This window comes from Myroides sp. LJL119 (assembly GCF_054871605.1).
The window spans coordinates 141,742-168,008 of sequence record NZ_JBTXLO010000004.1; the positions used below are offsets into that span (position 1 = coordinate 141,742).

Below are 26,267 nucleotides of genomic sequence, written 5' to 3' on the forward strand. Positions count from 1 at the left end.
TTATTGCTTATTTTTTAAAAGATCTCGAATTTGCTCTAATAGTTCTTCTTGTGTTGGACCTTTAGGCGCTTCAGGCTCTGGTACTGCAGCTTCTTGTTCTTTTTTCTTTAGTAAATTCTCTGCCTCACGAAGTTTATTAATTCCTTTAACCATTAAAAACACTACTAAGGCCAATAATAGGAAACTAATTACTTCTGTAATAAAATTTCCATAGGCAAAGATTACGGCTCCATCGACAGCTTTTGCATCTGCTAAAGTTGCCCCAGTAGCCACAGCATCTCTACCTTTTAACACTAAGTAAAGGTTAGAGAAGTCTGGTGTTCCTATTATTGCAGAAACAAGTGGCATAATAACATCGTTTACAGCACTGGTAACAATTTTCCCAAAGGCACCTCCGATGATTACTCCCACCGCAAGATCCATAACATTCCCCTTGACAGCAAATTCTCTAAATTCCTTAATAAATCCCATATCTTTATTTTTTATCAATTTTATTGAAACAAAAATATATAATTTTATTCTTCATAAAAAATTCTTTTCACTCTTTGAGCCACATTTGTAAGAATTTCATAAGGAATTGTGTTAATAGCTTTAGCTATGTAGGTCACTGGTAAATCTTTACCAAAAATAATTGCCGAATCTCCTTCTTGACAGTTAATATCGGTGACATCTACCATTAGCATATCCATGCAAATAGATCCTACAATTTTTGCCTTTTTGTCCTTTATTAGTACATACCCCTTTTCATTACCCCAAGCTCTGTTTATACCATCGGCATAACCGATCGGAATAGTAGCTATACTTTGAACTTTATCAGTACGATAAGTTCTACCATATCCAATGCTACTACCTTTGGCAACAGTTTTTATCTGCATTATATTTGTCTTTAGAGTACTTACATTTTGCAATTGCTTCATCTCCAAAGTATCATTTCCTATCCCATATAAACCAATGCCTATTCGTACCATGTCCATTTGATAATGCGAATAATTATATATCCCAGAAGTATTTAATATATGCAAAATAGGATTAATCTTTAATTCTTGTTTTAAGTAAGAGCAATTCGCTTGAAAATCCTTTATTTGATTTAAAGTAAATTCTTCATATTCGGGTAAATCACTACTTGAGAGATGAGAAAAAATAGATTTTACCTCTAAAGTATTGGTAGAGCTTAAAACCTGGACTAATTCTTCTAATTCATTATACATAAAGCCATGGCGGTGCATACCTGTTTCTAGCTTAATATGAATGGGATATTTGTAAGTGTTTTTACTTCTGGCAATTTGCAGAAATGCTTTAAGCTCTCGTAAACTATATATTTCAGGTTCCAAATCATAAGCAATCATTGCATTAAAAGCACTTATTTCAGGATTCATGACCATTATCTTTGTTTGAATTCCAGCTTTTCTAAGCTCGATCCCCTCATCTGCAAAAGCCACTCCAAGATAATCGACATTTTCATGAGACAACAACTTAGCAACCTCTAAGCTTCCATTGCCATATGCAAAGGCCTTAACCATTACCATTACTTTAGTAGATATCTTTAATTTACTACGATAAAAATTTAAATTGTGTCGTATCGCATTTAAATTAACTTCTAAAACTGTCTCATGGGTTTTCTTTTCTAATAACGCTACTATTTTATCAAATCTAAATGCACGAGAACCTTTAATTAATATGGTTTGATCATGAAAGTCTTCTATTGACACCGAGGATAAAAATGAATCCGTAGAACTAAAAAGCCAAGTATTAGGTACAGAAAACAAATATTTACTTATTTGGGGTCCTATTGCAATTAATCGATTAATCTTATTTTCCACAAGAAGTTTATCTACAGCCTTATAAATATCAATATTACTAGATCCATTTTGCACTACATCCGATAGTATAATTGTCTTTAGTTCCGTAGTTTTTTGTTTCTCCAGAAAGTCAAGGCTAATACCCAAAGAAGAAAAATCCGAATTATAAACATCTTCTACAATTGTACAATTATTAACGCCGTTAATTAATTGTAAGCGTAGCTCTACTTCATACAATAACGGTATCTTACGTTGTATATCTGAAAAATCAATTTCCAAATATAACATTGTGGCAATACAAGTAATTATATTTTCTATATCCCAAGGCGTAGTTAAGGGGATATTTACCTGAAAAACTTGTTTGTTATAAACAATTTGTAATTCGCTGTTTAATAACTCAACATATACCGTAGCCTCACGATTATCTAAAGACCAAGTAAATGCTTTCTCTTTAGGGATATGATTTATTATTTCGGGCTTGTAAGGCGTAATAATTACTTTTGCATCTTTAAATAACTCTAACTTCTCTTTAATCTTTTGGTCCCTGGAAACAAACCCTTGTTCATGTTCATTGGTAATTGTGGTTAAAACACCAATTGTTGGTAAGACAATTCTCTGTAGGTTTTGCATTTCATTTTCGGTAGAAATACCCACCTCAAATATACCTAAATTGTGCTTTTTCTCCATACCAAAAATAGACAACGGCACGCCGGTTTGCGAATTATAACTCTTAGGACTTTTTATAATACAATAATCCTTAGCTAGTAAAAAGTTTAACCATTCCTTTACAATAGTTTTCCCCTTACTACCTGTAATAGCAATAATAGGGTACCCAAATTGTTCACGGTGAAAAAGAGCTGCTCTTTGCAAGGCCTGCAAGGTATCTTTAACTCTTATGTAAACAACATCTTTTAAAACAGGCAGTATGGCAGCTTTAGAGACGACAAAATACTTCACCCCTTGTTTTGCTAAATCCTCAATGAATTCATGTCCATTGTGATTCTTTCCTTCCAAAGCAAAAAACATGGTCTTACTTCCATTGGATAAACTCCTGCTATCTACAGAAATAGCATCAAATTCCATCATATTACTATCGTCTTTAACCGATAGGTCTGCATCTATAAACTGGCAAAATTCGCTTGTTTTAAATCTCATGTGTTAGTTAGTTTGTTTTTCTTAGGCTTTTACTAGCAAAAATAATTAGATTTCTACTAGTAAATACCTATTAACGAACTTTTATAGATTACATTTTATATAAGACCAACCTTGTTCTTGCTTTTCAATAATCTCTACTAATCCAGAAGAAACAAAACTCACATCCTCTTCAATGTCCTCTTTATCAACTTTACGAGCCAATAAAGTATTATTACAAGCAAAAAACTTAATTCCTTTTCCCATAGCTATTCGTAAAGGCTCTGCTACCATTGTTTTACTTTTTTGTACCATTCCAATGCCAGGACCATGTACTACAACATGAATAGTAACATCTTTATCCCAGTGTTTCTTAACATTATTTACATAAGTTAGCAATGCATTTTGCTCAATAACGCTATCACTGTTAAATTGAAAAACCACCTTGTGCTTAGTATCTGTGTTCATCTTTTACGTTTTTTAGTTTTTAATATTTTTGGTTTGATAAAACTAACAAATTGCTTGCAATTCTCCGTAAGAATCTATAAATACTTTTACATGTGTATCTAATGTTACTGTAATATCTTTTTCTAATGCAGAAATTTGCTTAATAATTTTTTAAAATAAAACTATGGACTGGATATTACAACCTTGGCCTTGGTATATTGGGGGAGTCATAATTGCAACTACCTTAATTTTACTTACTTTGATGGGAAAATCTTTTGGTTTTTCTTCTAACCTACGAACCATGTGTACAATTATGGGGGCGGGTCAGACTTGTGATTTTTTTAAGTTTAACTGGAAAAGTCAATCTTGGAATTTACTATTTTTAGTTGGTACAATCTTGGGAGGATTTATTGCTTATCACTTTTTAAGTGTTGACCAAGGATCAATACCTCTTGCTAGTGATACAATTGAAAAACTACAAGCACTGGGTTTTGAAAATCCAGGTAGCTCTTATCTTCCTGCAGAACTATTCTCACAACAAGCATGGACTTCCATTAAAAGTATTACCATCTTATTTATCGCTGGTATACTAGTAGGTTTTGGCTCTCGCTATGCGGGAGGGTGTACCTCGGGACATGCCATAACAGGCTTAAGTAACCTTCAATTACCTTCTTTAATGGCAGTAATCGGCTTTTTTATTGGTGGGTTAATTATGATACATCTTCTATTTCCTTTAATTTTTTAATCTTTTCACATGAAAAAACTTGCTTATTTACTTTTAGGTATATTCTTTGGTATTGGTATGTTTAAATCCGGTGCAGCTTCCTGGTATAGAATTTATGAAATGTTTCAGTTCGACAGCTTTCATATGTATGGTATAATGGGGACGGCATTATTATTAGGTGTTATAGCCACTACCATTATTAAAAAGAAAAAAATAAAAGACTTTAGTGGTAACCCTATTATTTTTCAAGATAAAAACAAAAGTATTCCAAGGTACATAATTGGCGGTATACTCTTCGGGCTAGGTTGGGCACTTGCAGGCGCATGTCCTGGTCCATTATTTGCTATTTTAGGCGCAGGTTTTTTGCCTGTAATAATAAGTATTGTTGGAGCTTTATTAGGAACCTGGTTATATGGCTTTTTAAGAAAATATCTACCCCATTAAAAGTAATTTAAAACACGATTGATTTTTGGTATATCTTAATTACAAATTTTAAGATTACAGAAAACTATATTAATGTTGTTTATACTCTGGTTTAAAACCTTGGAGTTTGTAACCTTTGTAATTAACAGGTTGTGATTATCACTCAAATGGAGTAATTTAGGAGGCTAAATCAAAAAAGCAATGCAAAATACTATCCTTGAGGATTTCAAAAATATTTTTGAGTCTAATCTTTTAAAAGATTTGCTAGAAGTATCCACTTGGAAGGAATTTCAAGAAGGTGATATATTAATGGACATTGGTCAATATATTCAATATATTCCTATTCTGATCTCAGGCGTGGTTAAGATTATTCGTGAAGATCAAAAAGAAGGGGAAATAGTTCTTTATTATATTGAACAAGGGGACACTTGTGCAATGACCTTAACTTGTTGCTTGGGGCAAAAACAAAGTCAAATCCGTTCTATTGCTGAAAAACAAGGAGAAATGCTTCTTGTTCCTATTTCTAAAATGGATGAGTGGTTAGTCCAATATAAATCATGGAGAAACTTTGTATTAAATAGCTATAATAATCGCATGCATGAACTATTAGGTGCAATTGACAGTCTTGCCTTTATGAATATGGAAGAGCGGCTTATAAAACTATTGAATGAAAAAGCTAAAATTTATAATAGCAAACGAATCAACAATACGCATCAAGAACTTGCAGAAGAGCTTAACACTTCTCGTGTTGTTATTTCTAGAATTTTGAAAAATTTAGAAAATAAAAATTTGATACAACTAAATAGAAAATTTATCGAAATTATCCAAGATTATTAATATGGATTACATTACAACAATTGCATATACCTGTGCATTATTTATAGGTCTTTCCTTAGGATTAATCGGCAGTGGTGGTTCTATATTAACTTTGCCTGTATTAGTGTATTTATTAGGAATTGAGCCTGTTTTGGCTACCAGCTACTCTCTTTTTATTGTAGGATCAACCACTACAATTGGAGCCATTCGTAACTTGTCAAACAAAAGCGTAGATTTAAAAGCAGTATTGTGGTTTGGTATACCCTCAATTTTAAGTGTATATATTACCAGAGCACTCCTTTTGCCATTAATTCCAGTAAAAATTCAGCTTTTTGGCATTAGCATTGAGAAGAATTTACTGATTATGTTTGCCTTTGCCATAGTCATGCTTTTTGCTGCTCTAAAAATGATAAGGTCAAAAGCACCTACGCTAGATCCAGTAACTAATAAAAAACACAGTGGTTTACTTCTACAAGGAGTATTAATTGGAATGATTGCTGCAACGGTAGGGGCAGGCGGAGGATTTTTAATTATTCCCGTGTTAGTTTTCTCCTTACAACTACCCATGAAAAAAGCCATTGGCACCTCACTTTGTATTATTACTATTCAATCCATGGTTGGTTTTCTATCAGATTTACAACCAGATAAAATCCAGTGGAACCTTTTATTAAGCTTTACCTTTATATCTATTATAGGTATCTTGCTTGGAATGTATCTAACAAGATTTTTAAAAGACAGTCAATTAAAAACTGGATTTGGTTATTTTGTATTGCTAATGGCAATATTTATCTTTATCCATGAAATGTTTTTCTAGTGTGTAATTAATGTTACCACTAAATCAAAAACATCTTCTTATTTTTACTTAATATTAAAATAGAAACGATATGAAAATAGAACAAATTTACACGGGATGTCTTGCTCAAGGTGCCTACTACATCGAAAGCAATGGAGAAGTTGCTATTATAGACCCTTTAAGAGAGGTACAACAATATATTGATAAAGCCAACAAGGATAACGCAACTATAAAATATATTTTCGAGACACACTTCCACGCTGATTTTGTAAGTGGACACGTAACACTTTCTGAATTAACTGGAGCTCCAATTGTGTATGGCCCAAATGCAAACCCAAGTTTTCAGGCGCACATTGCTAAAGACAATGAGGTATTTACCCTTGGAGATATAACCATTACGGTTCTACATACGCCAGGTCATACAATGGAAAGCACAACTTATCTTTTAAAAGACAGCCACGGTAAAGACCATGCTATCTTTACTGGTGATACATTATTTTTAGGAGATGTTGGAAGGCCTGATTTAGCCCAAAAAGCTGCTGAATTAACCCAAGAACAATTAGCCGAAACACTTTTTGATAGCCTTCGAAATAAGATTATGCCCTTAAGTGATGATTTAATTGTATATCCAGCACATGGAGCGGGTTCCGCTTGTGGAAAAAACCTAAGTAAAGAAACAATAGGTACTTTAGGAGAACAAAAAAAAACAAACTATGCGCTTCGAGCCGATATGACTAAAAAAGAGTTTGTTAAAGAAGTAACAGACGGGTTATTGCCTCCACCTGCCTATTTCCCATTAAACGTTCAATTAAACAAACATGGTTATCAAAATGTACAAACCATTATAGATAACAACAAAGCCTTTAGTGCTAAGGAGTTTCAAGAGGTAGCTGAACAAACAGGAGCTTTGATACTGGATGTGCGAAGTGGAGATCAGTTTGCAAAAATGCATGTACCTGGATCAATATTTATTGGTTTAGATGGACAATTTGCACCATGGGTGGGAGCTTTAATTACTGATATAAAGCAACCAATTTTACTTATTTGTCCACAAGACAGAGAGCAAGAAGCCATAACAAGACTATCTCGCGTGGGATATGACAATACATTGGGTTATCTAAAAGGTGGAATTCAATCATGGGTTGAGGCTGGTTTTGAAACAGATACCGTAAATCAAATACAGGCCGAAGATTTAGAACAACAATTAAACCAGAATCCTATTGCTGTTTACGATGTGCGAAAAGTTGGGGAGTTTAATTCTTCTCATTTAGATTACTCGACTTTGGTTAACACACCGTTAGATTATATAAACGATCATATTGCAGACTTTCCAAATACGCAACCATTTTATATTCATTGTGCAGGAGGATATCGATCTTTAATAGCTGCTTCGATTTTAAAAGCGAGGGGGTTTCATAATATGATAGATGTAATTGGAGGTTTCGGAGCTATCAAAAAAACAAATCTTCCATTAAAAGATTCAACTTGTAGTTCTTCATGTAATACCAATTTAAAATAAGCAATTATGAATCAATTTGAATCTATCATCCAGCAAGACAAGCTAATTTTAGTTGATTTTTTTGCTACTTGGTGTGGTCCTTGCAAAATGCTGGAACCCGTATTACAAGATGTTAAGAAAGAATTGACAGATAAGATAACTATTTTGAAAATTGATATAGATAAAAATACTGCCTTAACCACCCATTATAGTACCAAATATCAAATGCGTGGCGTTCCAACATTAATGTTGTTTAGAAAAGGAAAAATGCTATGGAAACAATCTGGTTTTACAGATAAACAGACCATAATCAACTCCATCAATTATTATCAAAATAATAAATAAAAACCAAGGGCTTTCCAGTTACGGAAAGCCCTTGGTTTTTATATGAAACAGACTTTAGTCGTTTAATTTTAAAACTGCCATAAATGCTTCTTGCGGAATTTCAACGTTTCCAATTTGACGCATTCTCTTTTTACCAGCTTTTTGCTTTTCCAAAAGCTTACGCTTACGAGATATATCCCCTCCATAACATTTAGCTGTCACGTCTTTTCGTAAGGCCTTTACAGTTTCCCTTGCAATGACTTTAACTCCAATTGCGGCCTGAATAGGAATATCAAATTGTTGACGAGGAATCAATTCTTTTAACTTTTCACACATCTTTTTACCAATCGAATAGGCATTATCTGCGTGCATTAAAGCTGAAAGCGCATCCACCACGTTAGCGTTTAACATTACATCTACTTTAACTAAATTAGATGTACGCATACCTATTGGTGAATAATCAAAAGAAGCATATCCTTTAGAAACCGTTTTTAACCTATCGTAAAAATCAAAAACAATCTCAGCCAATGGCATATCAAAGGTTAATTCCACTCTATCCTCGGTTAAATAGTTTTGGTTAGTAATAACTCCTCTTTTATCAATACAAAGACTCATTACTTGTCCAACAAAATCAGCTTTTGTAATTATTGTAGCTTTAATAAAAGGTTCCTCTACTCTCTCTAATTTTGAAGGTTCTGGTAAATCCGAAGGGTTATTTACAATTATCGCCGTATTTGGCTCCTTTTTAGTATATGCTAAATAAGATACGTTAGGAACAGTTGTGATAACAGTCATATTAAACTCTCTCTCTAAGCGTTCTTGGATTATTTCCATGTGTAACATTCCTAAGAATCCACAACGGAATCCAAAACCTAGAGCAGCAGAACTCTCTGCTGAGAATACCAATGAAGCGTCGTTTAACTGCAATTTCTCCATGGAGTTTCTCAACTCCTCATAATCTTCTGTATCAACAGGATATATCCCCGCAAACACCATTGGTTTAACATTCTCAAAACCTTCAATCATATTGGCAGTAGGTTCCTTAGCATCTGTTAGAGTATCACCAACCTTTACCTCTTTGGCTTCTTTAATACCACTGATTAGATAACCAACATCTCCTGTTAAAATCTCTTTTTTGGGCACTTGATTTAGCTTTAAAGTACCTATTTCATCAGCAAAATATTCTTTACCCGTGGCCAAGAACTTAATCTTTTGTCCCTTTGTAATCTTCCCATTCATTACACGGAATATAACCTCTATTCCCCTAAATGGATTGTAAACCGAGTCAAAAATTAAAGCTTGTAAAGGTTCATCAGGATTTCCTTTAGGAGCAGGAACGCGTTCAATAATTGCTTTTAATATATCCTCAACGCCAAGACCAGTTTTTCCTGATGCAGGAATAATCTCCTCATAATCGCAGCCTAAAAGATCAACAATATCATCACTCACCTCTTCTGGATTAGCACTTGGTAGGTCAATCTTATTTAAAACTGGAATAATTACTAAATCATTTTCTAATGCTAAATATAAATTAGAAATCGTTTGAGCCTGAATACTTTGAGCTGCATCAACTATTAACAGTGCTCCCTCACATGCAGCAATAGACCTAGAAACTTCATAAGAAAAGTCTACGTGCCCGGGAGTATCGATTAAGTTCAATACATATTTTTCTCCTTCATACTCATATTCCATTTGAATAGCATGGGACTTAATAGTAATTCCTCTTTCTCGCTCTAAGTCCATACTATCTAAAAGCTGATTTTGTTGTTCTCTTGCCGTTACGGTTTGAGTAGCATCCAATAATCGATCCGCCAAGGTACTTTTACCATGGTCAATATGGGCAATAATACAAAAGTTTCTAATGTTCTTCATTCGTGGTTATATCAAAGTTTAAATTTATGATTATACCCTCATGGCAAGGCTTTTAAACAAGGCCAGAATAATCATATAATCAAGGTTGATAGATTTTCTTATTTCAAACAAAATAATAGTAGCCTATATTTTGCAAATATACTTCAAAGTTTCAACAAATGAGTATTATTTAAGCACTTAAAACGAAAAAATGAACATATTATCTTGAAGAAAATTCCAAAGCTATTTTGTAAATAGCAGGCTTATTTTCATCTATATAAGCACCTTTTTTTGTAACTTTAAACAAAAAAACACGCATGAATAAAGTACTAATACTGATATTATTAATTCCGTTTTTGATTTTTGGAAAGTGTCAACAGACTAAGGTATCACCTTTAAAACCTTATATGGCAATGCCAAAAAAACTTAAAGAAGTTTCAGGATTAGTTTTCGATTCTAACACAAAAACTTTTTGGGCATTACAAGATAAAGGCAACAAACCTGAGTTATACCAAATTGACACTCTAGGGAATATTATTCATATATTAAAAATAAAGAGTAAAAACACAGATTGGGAAGAACTCACCTGTGATAATAAAGGTAATTTATATATAGGAGATTTTGGAAATAATCAAAATGATAGAACGGATCTTCGAATTCTAAAAATTAGTTCAGATAGTCTATACTTAGACTCTACAGAACCTGAATATCTGGTGCATTTTAACTATCCGGAACAAACCAAATTTCCGGGAAAAAAGAAAGAACTACTCTATGATGCAGAAGCTTTCATTTTATTTGAAAATAATTTTTACATATTCACAAAGAATCGATCTACGAATAAAAACTTAGTTACATTAGTCTACAGAGTTCCAAATCAGCCTGGTGATTTCAAAGCTACTTTATTAACTCAGATTCCAATCTGCAAAACCTTTAGAGATTGTGCAATAACAGGGGCTACATTAGTACCTGGTACCAAAGATGTTTTACTTATTAGCAACTCTTCCATATTTAAACTAACAAATTTTTTAAACCTCGATTTTGAAAAACTAAAAGTATCTCACTATAACCTACAACATGTTTCACAAAAAGAATCTATCTGTTTTAAAGGACCAGACACTATTTTTATTGCCGATGAAAAGAAAAAATCAGCCCCTTCTTTTATTTATCAATTACAATACCAAAAGCTAAAATCAGAATCCGAACCCTAAACCAAATACAAATCTTGCACCATCTTTACTATTAAATAAAGAACATTGCAAAGTGGCCTGATCAATTGCATTAACCCAAATACCAGCACCATATGCATTATGCCATTTTCTAGAATCCTGTGAGTCTACCCAAACTCTCCCGTAATCAAACCCAGCATAAACGCCGAACTGCATCGGAATAAACCCTGCACTAAACGAAGTAACACTATATCGTAAATCACTAGTTTGAACAAAAGAACTCCTGCCTGTAAATCGTTCGGGACGAAATCCTCTTAAATTAGCATTTCCTCCTAAAGTAGCAGCATCATAAAATTCAAAATTATTATTAAAACGATTCTGGTATGCAATATTTGTAGCGAAAACCAAACGTTGCAATTTATCCAAATAATGAATAAAGTTAACCGAGGCGTCTAAAAACAAGAAATTAGTATTAGTTGATTTTAAATTTAATTTCCATCCTAAATCTGCTTTAAACCCAAAGCCTAAAGTAGGGCTAGCCTTGTAATTATATTGTTTATATTCATAACTAGACACTAAAGAAGCATAGGGTTGCATCGAAAAAACATCAGCATTCACCACATCAGGCCCGCTTGTTATATACCTGCCTGTTTTATACATTACTTTCTTTGTTTCATACCCAATATTTATTCCAAAATTACTTCCCAATTTATCCTGATAGTAATATCCAGGGGAAATACCATAACTTTCAATTCGTACACGCTTATAATCCTTCCCTTTTTCATTATCAAAATAATAAGTTTCGTTGCCCATACCATAATAGTTCACAGCAAAATTAGGACTAGTAGCTTTGGCATCTAAAGTAAAGGACCAGTTACTAGTTGCCCTAGGAAAAATTCCATTATACCTAACCTCTATTCCTTGGGTATTAAAAGAATAATTAGCCTTTAATATGTGTTTCGAGCTATATGGATCACGAATAAAGCGATCTTTAGTCAAGTTAATACCAAATCCTATTTTAGCACCGTCCTCTGGATTATACCCTACCTGAGGTAAAACTTGCAGAGCTGTGATAGGCACATTTTTGTAATTAAAGTTATTTAAATCATACGAATCACTAAAGTAGCTTTTAACTTTATTATGATTATCAATCAGTACATTATTGGTACGATTATAATCATACACACGTACTTTATTTGAAGTTACTATATCATAAGTGTCTTTATTTTTCCCCCCAATTAAGCGCAACATTATTTTTGAATCCTTTGAATTCCCATCTACAATAAACTCATCTTGATCATTTAAAGCGTAAATCCAAATCTCTTTTGTTATACTCGGGTCATAAATATTCTCGAACTCCAATACTTGACCAGATTTCTTATCCCTATATTGTTTTACATGCACGGAACCATTATCCAATCTAGTAAGGTGAAAAATATCTTTTTTATCAGTACCTGACAAAATTACATAAGAACGTAATCGATTATAATAACTAGGCAAATAATCCAAAATGCCGTCTCTACGAGCTTTAAAAACTTCTTTTATATTTTCTATTTCTTGATCCTGTACCTGGATTGGTAATTTGGAAAAAGCCTCATCTATTGTTTTATCATCTAACGATTTTGCGATATCTTCGGCCTGAATCAACCAATTTTTCAAAGTTAAATCCTTCAATAAGTACTGGTCTAAAGGAAATGCAGTTCGATTAATCCAACGCGGACTTGCAAATTCTTTTGTATAAGATTGCATATGTCTTAAAGCAGGTAGCTTCTTAATCAATGATAATAAAGCTCCGTCAATTTTAGCAAACGCTTGATCTCGATCTCTTGCAATAGGTTTATACAAAATGGAATCACCTTGCACAAACTCACTCCATCTCCACTGATCGGCATGCCTATCCCAATCTCCTATTAACATATCGAAAATTCGGGCACGCACAAAAGCTATTTGATCTACTTTATACTTTTCATCTTTTCGAAGATTTGAAATAACATCTTGTGTACTTATGATATTTTTTGCATTTCCAAAGCTATCTAAATCTTCATATCCCTTACTAGGTCTTTCCTCTATAATATATAACTGATCACCATACTGCTTATTAAACCTTCCTAATCTAGGCTGCTTAGGTATATAATACAATTCAGGATTAGTGTGATAAAGTCCAATTCTCTGGGATAATTCTCCTATAATAAGAGGAGTAAAAGGGTGTGCTGTAGTATAAAAATCATAAATAAATTTCTCTGCCCAAGTATCTGTGAACCTATCCATAACATAGGTGTCTTTAAACAAAGCAGTTTGAACAAAACGTGAAGCACTTTTTCTAACGCCTCGCATAACATACTCCTTACCTGAAGAGTCTTGAAGCCTTAAGGACATGGATTGATTACCTCCACCTGAAATACTGGGAGTTAAACCATTTTTTAATTGACTTAAATCTACACTAGGAACTAAAATATCCTTGGCATAAAGTTCTCGGTAGTGCTCGCCCCAGAGGTAACGATAGAAGCTTGACTTTTTGGTCCATTGCTTAGGATATACACTAGCCTTTACCAGTTGAAATTCTACCGGGTTTACCTCAAAATTATCTTGTAAACTCAAATCCAAAATCTCTTTCATGAACAAAGGTGTAACCTGATGATCTTTAATGGCGTAGTACCCAATGTAAGCTTTACGATTTTTTGTTATATCAATTCGAACAAAGCCCAGCTCAGAGGCTGAAAAATCATTAAGTCCTATAACGCGTGAAGGACTATCTGCGGCAAAACCACCTATGTTAACCTGTTTTATATTATCCTTATCAATATATTGCATGTTATGCTCGTGGCCTGACACCACAATGACATTATCATACATTTTCCCCATAGTCTGTATCATTTGAGATAACTCATTATATTTTTTACTTTGTAAATCTTGTGAGTCTATTCCAGACATGGCTCTAGTATAATTAAAAACAGATCCAATTACAGGCAAAGGAATTTTATTACTAAAAGGAAAAATATGATTCCTAAAAGAAAAGTAACCTCCATGATTACCATGATTAAAAATTGGGTGATGCATCGCTAGGATAACAACTTTATTTTGATTTTTATTAATTTCTCCACGCAATGCCTCAAAAAAATCCTCTCTGGTCTTAATATCGCAATCCTCATTTATATTGGGGTTAACGTCCCAATTCTCCAAATACCATTGACTATCTATGGCAAGTACGACAGTTTGATCATTTATCTTAAATCTTTCTAATGCACAATTATTTCTAGGTAAAACAGCCTTCTTATTACCAGTGTAATCCCTTAGAAATTTACTAAAAGTATTTGCTCCTTCATATCCTAGACGCCATTCATTTTCTCCTTTAAGAAACAGTGTATTGCCATGTGTTTGATTTGCTAAATCTAAGGACTGGGTAAGAAACTTATCTTGATCTAGAAGATCAGAGTCAATCTCATGCATCACCGGTATATTATTGCCTAAAAAAACCATAGTACTATTTTGATGGTCTTGCTTTAGCAGATAATCTTTTAAAATATCTAGACTTTCTCTTTGCTTTTGACTTGATGCTAAGCCTATATTGGATGAAAAAAAATAACTATGACTTAGAGTATCATTCTCCATGTCAATATGACTAATTTCTTTTCTTTGCTCAGAGCCATATTGTGTTTTATAAGTAGCACAAGAATTAAATGTAAAAAGCGTTATAAAACATAATAGTAAAAATGTTTTATAACCCTTGCTTGGAATTAAACAAAAATAATTCATATTTTTAAACATTAAAGGTGCATATTATGACTATTTTAAAAAAAGCTGAACAATACATTTTCCAGTTACACAAATATACATTATCTACTCAATATACTTACCATAATTTTAATCATACTTTAAGGGTAATCAATGGGTTGAATGAAATTATAGTCAATGAGGCAATACCGGAAAAACAAGCTACTTTATTGCGTTATGCCGCGTGGTTTCACGACGCCGGATACATAGATACATGTGAAGGTCATGAAGAAATTAGTGCAAAACTTGCTAGAGATTTTTATAGTGAACAAGGACTAAATCCCCAAGACATTCATATCATAGAACAGCTAATCTTAGCAACCAAATTGGATCACATACCGCAAAACCAGCTACAAGAAGTCATAAAAGATGCCGACTTTGTACATTTTACAGATTCAAACTATCAACAAACTTCCGCACTTTTAAAAAGAGAAATAGAAAATTCATGTCACAAAAAAATCCCTGAATTAACTTGGCAGAAACAAAACTTAGAAATGATGTTATACAAACATCGTTACTATACTGATTATGCAAAAAAAGTTTGGCAACCTTTAAAACAAAATAACCTTTTACAGGTAGTTAAGATAATAGAAAAGTTAGAAAAGCCTTCTAAAGACTTAAAAAATAATCATACCAGAACTGTTGATACTTTGTTTAGAACTACTTTGCGAAATCACACCTCTTTAAGCAGTATTGCTGATAGTAAGGCAAATATTTTACTTAGTGTTAATGCCATAATTATTTCTATTTGCTTGTCGACCCTTATACCTAAATTGGATAATCCCAATAACAAGCATTTGATAATTCCTACCTTTATACTATTAATATTTAGTGTGGTTTCCATGATCTTTGCCATTATGTCAACAAGACCAAAAGTTACCTCGGGTACATTCACAGAAAAAGATATTGCTGAAAAAAAACTCAACATACTTTTCTTTGGAACATTTCATCAAATGCCCATAGATAAATACATAAAGACCATTAAAGAACTAATAAAAGATCAAGATTATTTACATGAGGCACTTATTCGAGATTTATATAGTTTAGGTGTAGTTTTACATCGAAAATACACCTTACTTCGAATAACCTATACCGTTTTCACCATTGGTATAATTGCTTCGGTATTGGCATTTATAATTGCTTTTAAATCTGTTGGATTTTAACTTTATCATCTCTACTAAAAAGCACTATATCGACTCTTTAAATAATTACTCATTAAATTCACATAATCTAATTTTTCAAGGTCAAAATCTAAGTCAACTCCAATGCGGATAGCCTTCAAACCAGCAACACCTTGAAGATCTTCAACATCAAATTCTTCAAGCTCCATTTTTAAAAATCCGATACTCTGACCAAATTCTATATAAGACATATACTCTTGTAGGTCCTTTTGCGAGGCAAATACCAAACATATTTTCTTTTTTGCTACAATTCGGCGCTTAGTACCTTTAATAAAGGCTTTATCTAATCTCTTTTTTATCACTTCAAATCGCGTATTGTATGAACCATCCACGTCAAATCTTTTTTCATCCATTTTAAACTGAATTGATAAAGCAGTATCATAAACAAAAATTAAAGCTGTGACTTGCATAGTAATTAAATCTTTACTACTGTTTTTATAATGCACACACATTAATTCCACCAGAGTTTGTAATTGCCATAATCGCAAATATTGTAGGTAAGTAATATCAAAAGGAACTGACTCGGCTATGGATTCGCCTATATACAAATTATGATCAACCCCATCTGTTTTAAAGCGCTCATAATAATGTGGGTAAACTTGTTGTGCTACATTTTGTCTAAGATCTAATAAATCAGAAAAAACCTTATTAACCTTAGCTACTTGTAAATCATAAATTTTTCTATATCGATAATAACTTTGATGTTCGTGATCAATAAAGTACTTGTAATTATTTAGACTTGAACTCTGTTTTAAACTACTATCTTGAAATACTAAAGGGTGTACAAATTCCTTAATATAATTCTCAATATGATGTTCCATACCCGAGTAAAATGACTCCTTAGTGCTCTTTAAAAAAGAATTTAATTTTAAAGTATATTTCTCAATCACGATATTACTATGTGCAAAATTACCCTGAACTAACATGTCCAATAAACTTTGTAGTTGCAGGCTCAAGTCTTTTATAATCATCCGATTTCTAATTTCACTTGACCCTTGAATATCTATCTCTCCATAAAGAGGAAATACATTAGAGAAAACAATAGGATTAATAATATACTCACGATTAAAAACAGTTGCAGAGTAGGTATTATATCCCTCTTGTAAAAACCTCCAATAAACGCTAGGATGAATAGAGGTAAACTCCCTTTGAATAATGGCTTCTATATTATTAATTAATGTCGTTTTTGTACGTTCAAGGGTTTCGGTAAAAATAGGCATTACGTGATCCAATTTTTTTGCATTCACACTGTTTAAAGTCCGTGGTACTGAACTAACAACTTCTACCACCCCAACAGTTCTTTCATTAAAAATTACAGGAGCTAGAATAATACTTTTCACATTTTTTTTTACAAAATACTCCAACATAGCATTTTTTGGTTCTAAATCCAAAGAACTTTTAACGTCAGATATGGCCATTAGTTTTTGTTTTTTAACCAAGTTATAAATAGCCGAGGGTGATAAAACTACTTGATTCTGCGATTGATCAAACAAAGTACTATTTAATCCCATCATTTCTAGAGTTTCTGTATGGATGAAATAATCATCCTCTAAATGGGTATATCCAACAGTTAAATTAGCTACTCTAAATATTGAACTAAATACCTGCTTTAGTAAATCCCCTATTGGAAAGCGTCTGTATTCTACTCTTAAAAGAGCTTCTTTTAAAAGTGTTAACGCATTCTCTGTGGTAACATCTACCATACTTAAGATTCCAAACCCTCTAAGATTCCAACTCTTCTCGGGAAAATATTTCTTCCATAAATCCAGATTATCATAATTGTCTTGTAAAAGCTCAATATCTGCTTGGGTAAGCATAATAGCATTTTCATTTGGAATCACTTTAACAAAGTCAGCATTATAAAGAACCCTGTAATGAAACATTATCCCTTGCTTGTCAGGAATATCAACAAAAAGAGGTCTTGTTAAATCAAATTTAGTTTTAAAATACAAGTTCATAATAATGCAACAACAAATAATATAATATTGATGTTGATCAAAATTTCTCCATTTTATTACATGTCCTTTCTTTGCATTGTCAAGAATCTTTTTAAAACGATCGGTATGATTAAAAACAACCTCTTGTAAAGGCAAAGCAACTCCTTTAATTTCATTTTGACTTAATGCAAATGGAAATAGCACTTCAAAAAGTTCACCTACTAGCTGATAATTTTGTCTGATTTCTTGCTCTGAAATACTATTACTTAATAATCCAGGTACCTTTTCCAAACGATTTAATAGATCTCGATAATAGGCTTTTTTAAAATTTTGTTCCGGTGAATCACACACATATTTTTTTATTTCTGCTATCAAAGAATCGAAAGAAAGCTCAATACAAAAAGGGGAAAATTCAAAGGGAATAAAGCGCATGACATAAAGTTATAAGAATGATATAAAGATAGAAAAGAAATCCTAAAGTTTATCCACTACTAACCAAGTAGATATAAATATTCCGCGGGAAAATAAAAATATCGTACTTTTGCAACAAATTTCACAAACAGATATGATTAAAATCGGTAATATAGAACTTCCTGATCATCCGCTACTTCTAGCACCTATGGAAGATGTTAGTGACCCACCGTTTCGTCGCTTATGTAAAACTCATGGAGCAGATCTTATGTATTCGGAGTTTATCTCATCCGAAGGCTTGATTAGAGATGCCATGAAAAGTAAAATGAAATTGGATATTTTTGATTACGAAAGACCCGTTGGCATACAGATTTTTGGAGGAGATGAAGAGGCTATGGCTCTATCGGCTAAAATTGTGGAGACGGTTAACCCTGATTTAGTAGATATTAACTTTGGCTGTCCAGTAAAAAAAGTAGTTTCTAAAGGTGCTGGTGCAGGAGTCTTAAAAGACATAGACTTAATGGTTAGATTAACAAAAGCTGTTATTGACAGTACTAACTTACCTGTTACAGTTAAAACCAGACTTGGTTGGGACGATGATTCAATAAACATTGACCAGGTTGCAGAAAGACTACAAGATATTGGAGTTCAAGCATTAACAATTCATGCAAGAACCAGGTGTCAAATGTACAAAGGCTGTGCTGATTGGACACATATTGAAAGAATCAAAAAAAATCCACGTATAAAAATCCCAATCTTTGGAAATGGAGATATTGATTCTCCACAAAAGGCATTAGAATACAAAGAAAAGTTTGGTCTTGACGGAATGATGATTGGTCGTGCTGCAATCGGTTACCCATGGATTTTTAATGAAATAAAACATTATTTTGCAACTGGGGAATTACTAGCACCACCTTCAATATCAGATAGATTACAAGCAGCAAAAAATCACCTAATCTGGTCTATGGAATGGAAAGGTGAACGTTTAGGTATTGTAGAGATGCGTAGACATTATACTAATTATTTCAAAGGAGTACATGGTTTTAAGCCACATAGAATGAAACTTGTTACCACAGATGATCCTATAGAGTTACTTGCACTTTTTGATGAAATAGCCTACCAATACAAAGATTACGAAATGATTTAAAAAATAAGGCCCTAGGTAGAACTAGGGCCTTATTTATTATAAAAAAATTGCGTTATAATAATTATCACTAATAAAACACTTCTTTAGTTCAAATTATTTTAGAATCTTTTTATTAATTACTTGGTTTTATCCGATATAATATGAAGATCTCTTTGTGGAAAAGGGATTTCAATATTTGCATTATCTAAGGCTACTTTTACTGTTTGTTGAACTCGGTAGACTGTATCCCAATAATCCGATTTATCCATCCAAGTACGAACATTCAAGTCCACTGAATTATCACCTAAATTAGTAACAAAAACGCTAGCTCCTGGGTTCTTTAAAACACTATTATCCAAAGCTAAAGCATTTAAAATAACCTCTTGCGCTTCTTTAATATTTGCATCATAAGAAATTCCCACTACAAAATCATAACGTCTAGAAGTAATCTGTGAATAATTAGTGACAACTGCATTGGCTAGAGGTCCGTTTGGACTAATTATTTTTAGCCCTGTAGCGCTAGTTACTGTTGTATATAACAAATCTATTTGCTCTACCGTTCCTTCTGTTGAACTACTAGTTGAGATATAATCTCCTACTTTAAAAGGCTTAAATAATAAAATAAGAACTCCACCTGCAAAATTAGATAAACTTCCCTGTAGAGCTAAACCTATTGCTAAACCAGCCGAGGCAAACATAGCTGCAAATATAGTAGTTGGAATACCCATTGTACTAATAACAGTAATAATCAATAAGATATACAATGCAGCACGAATAATACTTATTAGAAAACCTCTTAAAGATTTCTCTATATTTCGCTTTTCAAATCGAGTAGCAACTACTTTTAAGACTACTCTAATTAGATATAGCCCCACCGCTAGTATTATTAAGGAAACTACTATGCGAGGTAAAGCCCCTAATATACCAAATAACAACACATTTAATCCTTCGGTTAATCTATCCATAACAATTATATTTAATTTTTAAATTTTCATTTTCTTAGCAATATTCTTAGGAATACCATCTTTATGTAATAAGATATCAGTCGTTTTATATTTAACAAACTCTTTACTCATATACATATATCCTTTATAATCATTGGTATCCCCCCAAGAATTCTTAATAATATAATACTCCTTACCATTTTGATCCTTAGCTATACCCACAATATGCATTCCATGATCATCGGTTGTTGTGTAATTATCAAAAGCTATTTGACGCTCTTCCTGTGTTACATTACGCTCTGGCTTAGGTCCATCAAATAAAGTTTTACGTTCTTGTTCACTCATTTTATCCCAATCTTTTTCAGGAACAAAACTTACCCCATTTTTCCAAGAAAAATACTTCTCGCTTACATCACCAGCCCAAGCAACAGTAAAGCCATTGTTCACCGCGTGGTCAATAATATCAGTAAGTTCATTCATAGGTACATTATATACTTGATCAAATGACCAGTTATCTGGAACTAATAACACAAATTTCTCATACCAAGGGTAATTCAAGTCTGAACCTATTTCTATATAATCATCTGGGTTTATTCCTATAACTTGATCTGCAAAACTACGTGGAGTATATTCTTTTCCCTCCCAGGTAAACTTCTGAGGCACCTCCCCCAAATAAGCATCAATTACACTGGTATAAGCTTTTTCCCAATTAGGAGTAAGTTTCCCATTTGGATTAGATACAACCGCTTTTAACACTCCTTGTTGAATAGCAGCCATCTCACCAAATTTATTAGTATCTGTACCATAGTTTAATCCCTGGTAAACACTTTGAGGGACAGCTCCATATTTTCGATACATATTAATTACATCATGAAAAGCACCACCGTCTCCTAATGTCACTGCTCCGTGCATTTTAACATACATCTTACCTTTTTCAATATAAGCGTTACGCGCGGTGAATATCTGTGAAATCTCTACTGGTCTTTTTCCCATACGAACCATTTCTGACTCTAAAAATGAGTTCGCAGAATAACTCCAACAAGTACCAGAAGATCCTTGGTTTTTAATAGAAGTGTTTTCAATATTTACCACAGGTGTAAACTCATACAAATCCTTACTATTATCACTTGCATTATATTTCAATGCATTTACTAAGTTATCTTGTGCAAACGAAGTTGCAATACTTGCGCTACTTAACAATACTGCTAGAGTACACGCTTTTAAATAATTTGTTTTCATAAAAGATTAAGGTTAGTCTGTAAAGATAAAAAAACCATTACAACCTACCTTAATTTTTTACTCAAAGATTTTCCCCATATGGATTTACCCCTTAAAAGTCTAAATAAAAAAAGCTATCTAGAATTAGATAGCTTTTTTGAATTTTATAAATAATATAAGTCTTAAAGAGTTTCTTTTAACCATTTAAAGAACTCTGCTTGCCAAACTTGAGCATTTTGCGGATTTACCACCCAGTGATTTTCATCTGGAAGGTAAACAAATCTACTTTTCACTCCAAGTAATTGAGCAGCTTGAAAAGCTTCTTGTCCTTGTCCAATTGGAACTCGGTAATCTTTACCTCCTTGAATAATTAGTATTGGTGTATTCCACTTTGCTACGTTATTTATTGGATTAAAGTTATTATAAGTGTTTTGAGCAACTTTATTATCTTTCTCCCAATAAGGTCCACCGATGTCAAAGTTTGTAAAGAAGATTTCCTCGGTAGTTCCATACATACTTTGAAGGTCGAAAACACCACAATGAGAAATAAATGACTTGAATCTATTTTCATGAATTCCTGCTAAATAAAAAACAGAATACCCTCCATAACTTGCTCCAACAGCTCCTAAACGATCCTTATCCACATAATCTTCTTTAGCTACATCATCTATAGCAGCTAGGTAATCTTCCATTGGTTTTCCTCCCCAGTCCTTACTAATGGCTTCATTCCACTCCACTCCATGGCCAGGCATCCCACGGCGGTTAGGAGCTACAATAATATATCCTTCTGCTGCCATTAATTGGAAATTCCAACGGAAAGAATAAAATTGCGTTAATGGAGACTGCGGTCCTCCTTGTGCATATAAAAGTGTTGGATACTTTTTATTCTTATCAAAATTTGGTGGATAAACTACCCAAACTACCATGTCTTTACCATCCTTAGTTTTCACAATACGCTTTTCGCTTTTGCTTAAAGCAATATTATCATAGATGTGGTCATTTACATGTGTTATTTGTGTCCAAGTCTTTTTCTTTAAATCATAAGAAAACACCTCTGAGGCATGATTAAAATCAGTACGTGTTACAATCACTTTTCCATCAGCAAAACCAACAATAGAATTCACATCAAAATCACCTTCGGTAATTTGTGTTACATGAGGAGCAATTCTCTTTTTACCTGGAAAATTTACCTCGAACAATTGCATTGTTCCCCCAACAGCAGCTGTGAAATAAATCTTTTGTCCATCTTTACTCCATACAAAGCCTCCAACACTACCATCCCAGTTAGCTGTCAAATTTAAATCTCGACCATCATAACGAACAATAATATCAGTTTTATCGGCTTCAAATCCAGCGGTTTTCATTTGTGCCCATGTTAAATATCCTTGAGGAGAAAAAACAGGACTATTATCATACCCCTTATTCTCTGGAGTTAAATTAATTGTTTGTTTGGTATTTAAATTATACTGATACAAATCACTATTTGTACTTATCGCATAATCAGTTCCAAATTCTTTTTTAGACACATAGATAATCGATTCACTATCTGGTGACCAAGTATAGTCTTCTGATCCTCCAAAAGGTTTTTGAGGAGAGTCATAAGGCTCATCTGCTAATATATCAATTGCTTTATCCTCTTGACCTACTGGCTGATAAAAAATATGGTTATGAGAACCATCATTCCAAGTATCCCAATGTCTGTAGTCTAATCCATCGTAAATATAAACATCACTTTTTTGCATATCCGGATAAAAATCCTTCCCAAGCACTTTATTTATTTTTACTTCTTTATGAGATAAAACATATTTTCCGTTTGGCGAAATACTTGAATCTACAACTAAGTTTTTGTAATCTGAAATCTCTACAGGAGTACCTCCTTCTATTGGTACTTGATAAGTTTTGGAATCAAAACTATCTTGCTGCATATTGGGATGAGTTACCTTGTAAATAAGGTTTTTTCCATCTTTGGTAATGCCAACAGGAGAAACGCGCCCTAATTCCCAAAGTAACTCTTTGGTCATGACCGCTTCTTGTGCCACTGCCCCCATTGTTGCTAAACTCAGGGCAAATAATAATATTTTCTTCATGGTTAGGTAGTTTTTTACTGTTTGTAAATTTAATATTTTCTTTTGACAAAAAAACTTTAACTAAAAATATCGCTAAATAATCTCAAAAGATACAAGAAAAAAATAAAAACCAGAAATTTACAATCCGATAGAATAACAACACTATTTTAACAAATATTTAGCTAACAGACTCGCTAACTGTACATCACAGCTTTTATAAAGAGCATTAAATCACGTTTTTTTTAGACCCAAGTAGCTACTTTTAAAAAAATTAAGTACTTTCACGCACAAATTTCTTCTTATATGAAAAACAACAAACTATTTATAGCTATTATTATTGCTCTTATAATAGGAGTAATCCTTGGAAGTATTGTTCATTATTGGTTTCCACAATATATAGAAGCAGTATCTTCAAATATTAAACTACTTGGTACTATTTTCATAAGACTTGTTCAAATGATTATTGCGCCACTAGTTTTTTGTACTCTAGTTGTTGGGATTGCTAAAATGGGTGATATGTCAATGGTCGGTCGAGTTGGTGCAAAAGCCATGGGCTGGTTTATAGCTGCTTCTTTAGTCTCTTTAACCATTGGACTTTTATTAGTTAATTGGATTAAACCTGGAGTCGGTGCAAACTTTGATTTAAATAACGTAGCAGCCGATGCAGATTTAATGTCCAAAACACAAGCGTTGAGCCTGCAAACTTTCGTAGAGCATTTAGTTCCAAAGAGTGTTTTTGAAGCTTTTTCAACCAATGAAATATTACAAATTGTCGTTTTTTCAGTCTTTTTTGGTGTAGCATTAGCTTCTTTGGGAAAAAAAGGAAAAGTTTTAATAAAAATGCTAGATAGAACTGCCGAGGTAGTACTAAAAATGGTTACATATATTATGTGGACTGCCCCGTTGGGAGTTTTAGGTGCAATTGCCAGTGCAGTAGCCATTTATGGATTAAGCATTTTTATGACCTACGCAAAATACTTAGCGGCTTTCGCATTAGGATTAGCTCTTTTATGGATTGTCTTAATAGGAGTTGGATATTTAATATTAGGAAAAAAAGTTTGGGCTTTACTTATAGCCATTAAAGAGTCTTTATTAATTGCTTTTTCTACAACAAGTAGTGAGGCTGTTTTTCCTAAATTAGTTGAAAACTTAAATGCATACGGATGTTCTCCAAAAATTGTTTCATTTACCTTACCTTTGGGCTACTCTTTTAATTTAGACGGAAGTATGATGTACTTAACATTTGCCAGTATATTTATTGCGCAAATTTACGATGTACCAATGACCTTAGGGGATCAAATTTTAATGTTACTTGTATTGATGGTAACCTCAAAAGGTGTAGCGGGAGTGCCTAGAGCCTCATTAATTGTTATCGTAGCTACATGTGCAATGTTTGGTATTCCTCCAGAAGGAATTGCATTTATTTTACCTATTGACCATTTTTGTGATATGGGTAGAAGTATGACCAACGTATTAGGAAACGCATTATCAACAGCAGCAATTGATAAGTTTGAATCAAATGAGAACAAACCACTTGCAAATACAGACATATAATAAAACATGGAAGAATTTCACATTGCTCAATTAATTAACCCAGAATTTTACATCAATTTACAAGTTGCCGGTCATTCCATCGGTATCTATGTAGTTTTGTTTATTGTTTTTGCCGAAACTGGACTTTTTGCAGGATTTTTCCTTCCAGGGGATAGTCTTTTATTCTTAGCCGGAATATATTCCACTTCGTTAATGCAGGAACTATTTAATATTGATAGTGATTTTGTAAACGTAGCCTTATTATCAACTTTAGTGGCTTTAGCTGGAATCCTAGGAAATACATTTGGATATTGGTTTGGTGCTAGAAGTGGTAATTATCTCTATAATGTTAAAGATAATTTCATTTATAAGAAAAAATATCTTTATGAATCTAAAGTTTTTTTTGAAAGGCACGGTGGTAGAGCTATTATATTTGCTCGATTTCTACCAGTGGTTAGAACCTTTGCCCCGATTATTGCAGGAATCGTGAGAATGGATATGAAGCGCTTTATGCTATATAATGTAATAAGTTCTTTTCTTTGGGCAACCTCTTTAATTTTTGCCGGACATTACCTTCAAGTATGGTTATTAGAAAGCTATGGAATTAATCTAAAAGATTACATCGAATGGATTGTACTTATTCTTGTACTTGCAACCACCTTACCAATTGTTATTAAATTAATGAAAAGTAAATCAAAAAAAAGTAACTCGGATACAGAAATATAAAAAAATAGCGACTATGTAATATAGTCGCTATTTTTTTTATTTTTTACAAAGGAGCTAACTCCACTATGATTCCTTCTAGCCCTGGATCTATATGAAGCTGACAGCCTAAACGGCTATTTTCCTTCACATTAAAAGCCTCCCAGAGCATTGCTTGTTCCTCATCACTAATCTCGGGTAATGAAACCTGATCGGGATTTAGAACATAACATTGACACGAAGCACACATAGCCATACCTCCACAAATACCAATTGTTCCTTCATCCGCAAGTTCATAGGCTCGTACAACCTCCATGATATTCATATTCATATCTGTGGGAGCATCAATTTGATGAGATACACCTTGACGATCAATAACTGTAATTTTAATATCTGCTGCCTCCAT

21 protein-coding genes are annotated in these 26,267 nt (G+C 33.1%); 11 read left to right on the plus strand and 10 right to left on the minus strand.

The genetic code is table 11. The features are described from left to right. The 3 genes from mscL to ACYSNV_RS07020 form a co-directional block, all read right to left on the minus strand. Complete coding sequence (gene mscL, locus ACYSNV_RS07010; RefSeq protein ID WP_461761851.1) at positions 1–471, minus strand: large conductance mechanosensitive channel protein MscL; 471 nt, start codon at positions 469–471, stop codon at positions 1–3. Positions 472–515: 44 nt separating this feature from the next. Further along, complete coding sequence (locus tag ACYSNV_RS07015; RefSeq protein ID WP_461761852.1) at positions 516–2,954, minus strand: bifunctional UDP-N-acetylmuramoyl-tripeptide:D-alanyl-D-alanine ligase/alanine racemase; 2,439 nt, start codon at positions 2,952–2,954, stop codon at positions 516–518. Between the two features lie 81 nt (positions 2,955–3,035). Further along, on the minus strand, positions 3,036–3,398 hold the full coding sequence (locus ACYSNV_RS07020) for a DsrE family protein (RefSeq protein WP_461761853.1): 363 nt from the start codon (positions 3,396–3,398) through the stop codon (positions 3,036–3,038). A gap of 163 nt (positions 3,399–3,561) precedes the next feature. On the opposite strand from ACYSNV_RS07020, the gene ACYSNV_RS07025 reads away from it, so the two are divergent. The 6 genes from ACYSNV_RS07025 to trxA all read left to right on the plus strand — a co-directional run bounded on the left by ACYSNV_RS07025 (position 3,562) and on the right by trxA (position 7,976). Further along, on the plus strand, positions 3,562–4,122 hold the full coding sequence (locus ACYSNV_RS07025) for a YeeE/YedE family protein (protein ID WP_461761854.1): 561 nt from the start codon (positions 3,562–3,564) through the stop codon (positions 4,120–4,122). Positions 4,123–4,131: 9 nt separating this feature from the next. Then, positions 4,132–4,545 carry a YeeE/YedE family protein gene (locus ACYSNV_RS07030; RefSeq protein WP_461761855.1) on the plus strand — a complete coding sequence of 138 codons (414 nt, stop codon included), beginning with the start codon at positions 4,132–4,134 and terminating at the stop codon, positions 4,543–4,545. A gap of 180 nt (positions 4,546–4,725) precedes the next feature. After that, positions 4,726–5,361, plus strand: coding sequence for a Crp/Fnr family transcriptional regulator (locus ACYSNV_RS07035; RefSeq protein WP_461761856.1), 636 nt, complete (start codon positions 4,726–4,728; stop codon positions 5,359–5,361). Position 5,362: 1 nt separating this feature from the next. Then, positions 5,363–6,154, plus strand: a complete 792-nt coding sequence (locus tag ACYSNV_RS07040; protein WP_461761857.1) for a sulfite exporter TauE/SafE family protein — start codon at positions 5,363–5,365, stop codon at positions 6,152–6,154. A gap of 70 nt (positions 6,155–6,224) precedes the next feature. After that, a complete protein-coding gene (locus ACYSNV_RS07045; RefSeq protein WP_461761858.1) occupies positions 6,225–7,652 on the plus strand; it encodes an MBL fold metallo-hydrolase in 1,428 nt (475 codons plus the stop codon). A gap of 6 nt (positions 7,653–7,658) precedes the next feature. Next, on the plus strand, positions 7,659–7,976 hold the full coding sequence (gene trxA, locus ACYSNV_RS07050; protein WP_461761859.1) for a thioredoxin: 318 nt from the start codon (positions 7,659–7,661) through the stop codon (positions 7,974–7,976). A 54-nt stretch (positions 7,977–8,030) separates the two neighbouring features. Here the strand turns inward: trxA and lepA are convergent, their stop codons facing one another. Then, positions 8,031–9,827, minus strand: coding sequence for a translation elongation factor 4 (gene lepA, locus ACYSNV_RS07055; RefSeq protein WP_461761860.1), 1,797 nt, complete (start codon positions 9,825–9,827; stop codon positions 8,031–8,033). A 296-nt stretch (positions 9,828–10,123) separates the two neighbouring features. Here lepA and ACYSNV_RS07060 point away from each other — a divergent pair, with 296 nt between their 5' ends. After that, positions 10,124–11,014 carry an SdiA-regulated domain-containing protein gene (locus ACYSNV_RS07060; protein ID WP_461761861.1) on the plus strand — a complete coding sequence of 297 codons (891 nt, stop codon included), beginning with the start codon at positions 10,124–10,126 and terminating at the stop codon, positions 11,012–11,014. Here ACYSNV_RS07060 and ACYSNV_RS07065 read toward each other — a convergent pair. Next, positions 10,997–14,725, minus strand: coding sequence for a metallophosphoesterase (locus ACYSNV_RS07065; RefSeq protein WP_461761862.1), 3,729 nt, complete (start codon positions 14,723–14,725; stop codon positions 10,997–10,999). The two genes, ACYSNV_RS07060 and ACYSNV_RS07065, sit on opposite strands and share 18 nt — an antisense overlap. Before the next feature lie 26 nt (positions 14,726–14,751). Between ACYSNV_RS07065 and ACYSNV_RS07070 the strand changes: the two genes are divergently transcribed. Then, a complete protein-coding gene (locus ACYSNV_RS07070; RefSeq protein ID WP_461761863.1) occupies positions 14,752–15,906 on the plus strand; it encodes a Pycsar system effector family protein in 1,155 nt (384 codons plus the stop codon). Between the two features lie 14 nt (positions 15,907–15,920). Here ACYSNV_RS07070 and ACYSNV_RS07075 read toward each other — a convergent pair whose 3' ends face one another. Then, entirely contained in the window at positions 15,921–18,293 is a 2,373-nt protein-coding gene (locus ACYSNV_RS07075; protein ID WP_461761864.1) for a hypothetical protein, read from the minus strand. Between the two features lie 133 nt (positions 18,294–18,426). Here ACYSNV_RS07075 and dusB point away from each other — a divergent pair, with 133 nt between their 5' ends. Further along, on the plus strand, positions 18,427–19,419 hold the full coding sequence (gene dusB, locus ACYSNV_RS07080; protein ID WP_461761960.1) for a tRNA dihydrouridine synthase DusB: 993 nt from the start codon (positions 18,427–18,429) through the stop codon (positions 19,417–19,419). A 116-nt stretch (positions 19,420–19,535) separates the two neighbouring features. Here dusB and ACYSNV_RS07085 read toward each other — a convergent pair whose 3' ends face one another. From ACYSNV_RS07085 to ACYSNV_RS07095, 3 genes are all read right to left on the minus strand, one after another. Next, complete coding sequence (locus tag ACYSNV_RS07085; protein WP_461761865.1) at positions 19,536–20,363, minus strand: mechanosensitive ion channel family protein; 828 nt, start codon at positions 20,361–20,363, stop codon at positions 19,536–19,538. Positions 20,364–20,381: 18 nt separating this feature from the next. After that, positions 20,382–21,581, minus strand: coding sequence for a C1 family peptidase (locus tag ACYSNV_RS07090; protein WP_461761866.1), 1,200 nt, complete (start codon positions 21,579–21,581; stop codon positions 20,382–20,384). 161 nt (positions 21,582–21,742) lie between these two features. Beyond that, positions 21,743–23,647, minus strand: coding sequence for a S9 family peptidase (locus ACYSNV_RS07095; protein WP_461761867.1), 1,905 nt, complete (start codon positions 23,645–23,647; stop codon positions 21,743–21,745). Positions 23,648–23,929: 282 nt separating this feature from the next. Between ACYSNV_RS07095 and ACYSNV_RS07100 the strand changes: the two genes are divergently transcribed. Continuing rightward, positions 23,930–25,180, plus strand: a complete 1,251-nt coding sequence (locus ACYSNV_RS07100; protein WP_461761868.1) for a dicarboxylate/amino acid:cation symporter — start codon at positions 23,930–23,932, stop codon at positions 25,178–25,180. Between the two features lie 6 nt (positions 25,181–25,186). Then, positions 25,187–25,885: a DedA family protein gene (locus ACYSNV_RS07105; RefSeq protein WP_461761869.1), complete on the plus strand. Its 699-nt coding sequence runs from the start codon at positions 25,187–25,189 to the stop codon at positions 25,883–25,885. A gap of 43 nt (positions 25,886–25,928) precedes the next feature. Here the strand turns inward: ACYSNV_RS07105 and ACYSNV_RS07110 are convergent, their stop codons facing one another. Beyond that, positions 25,929–26,267, minus strand: coding sequence for a 2Fe-2S iron-sulfur cluster-binding family protein (locus ACYSNV_RS07110; RefSeq protein ID WP_461761870.1), 339 nt, complete (start codon positions 26,265–26,267; stop codon positions 25,929–25,931).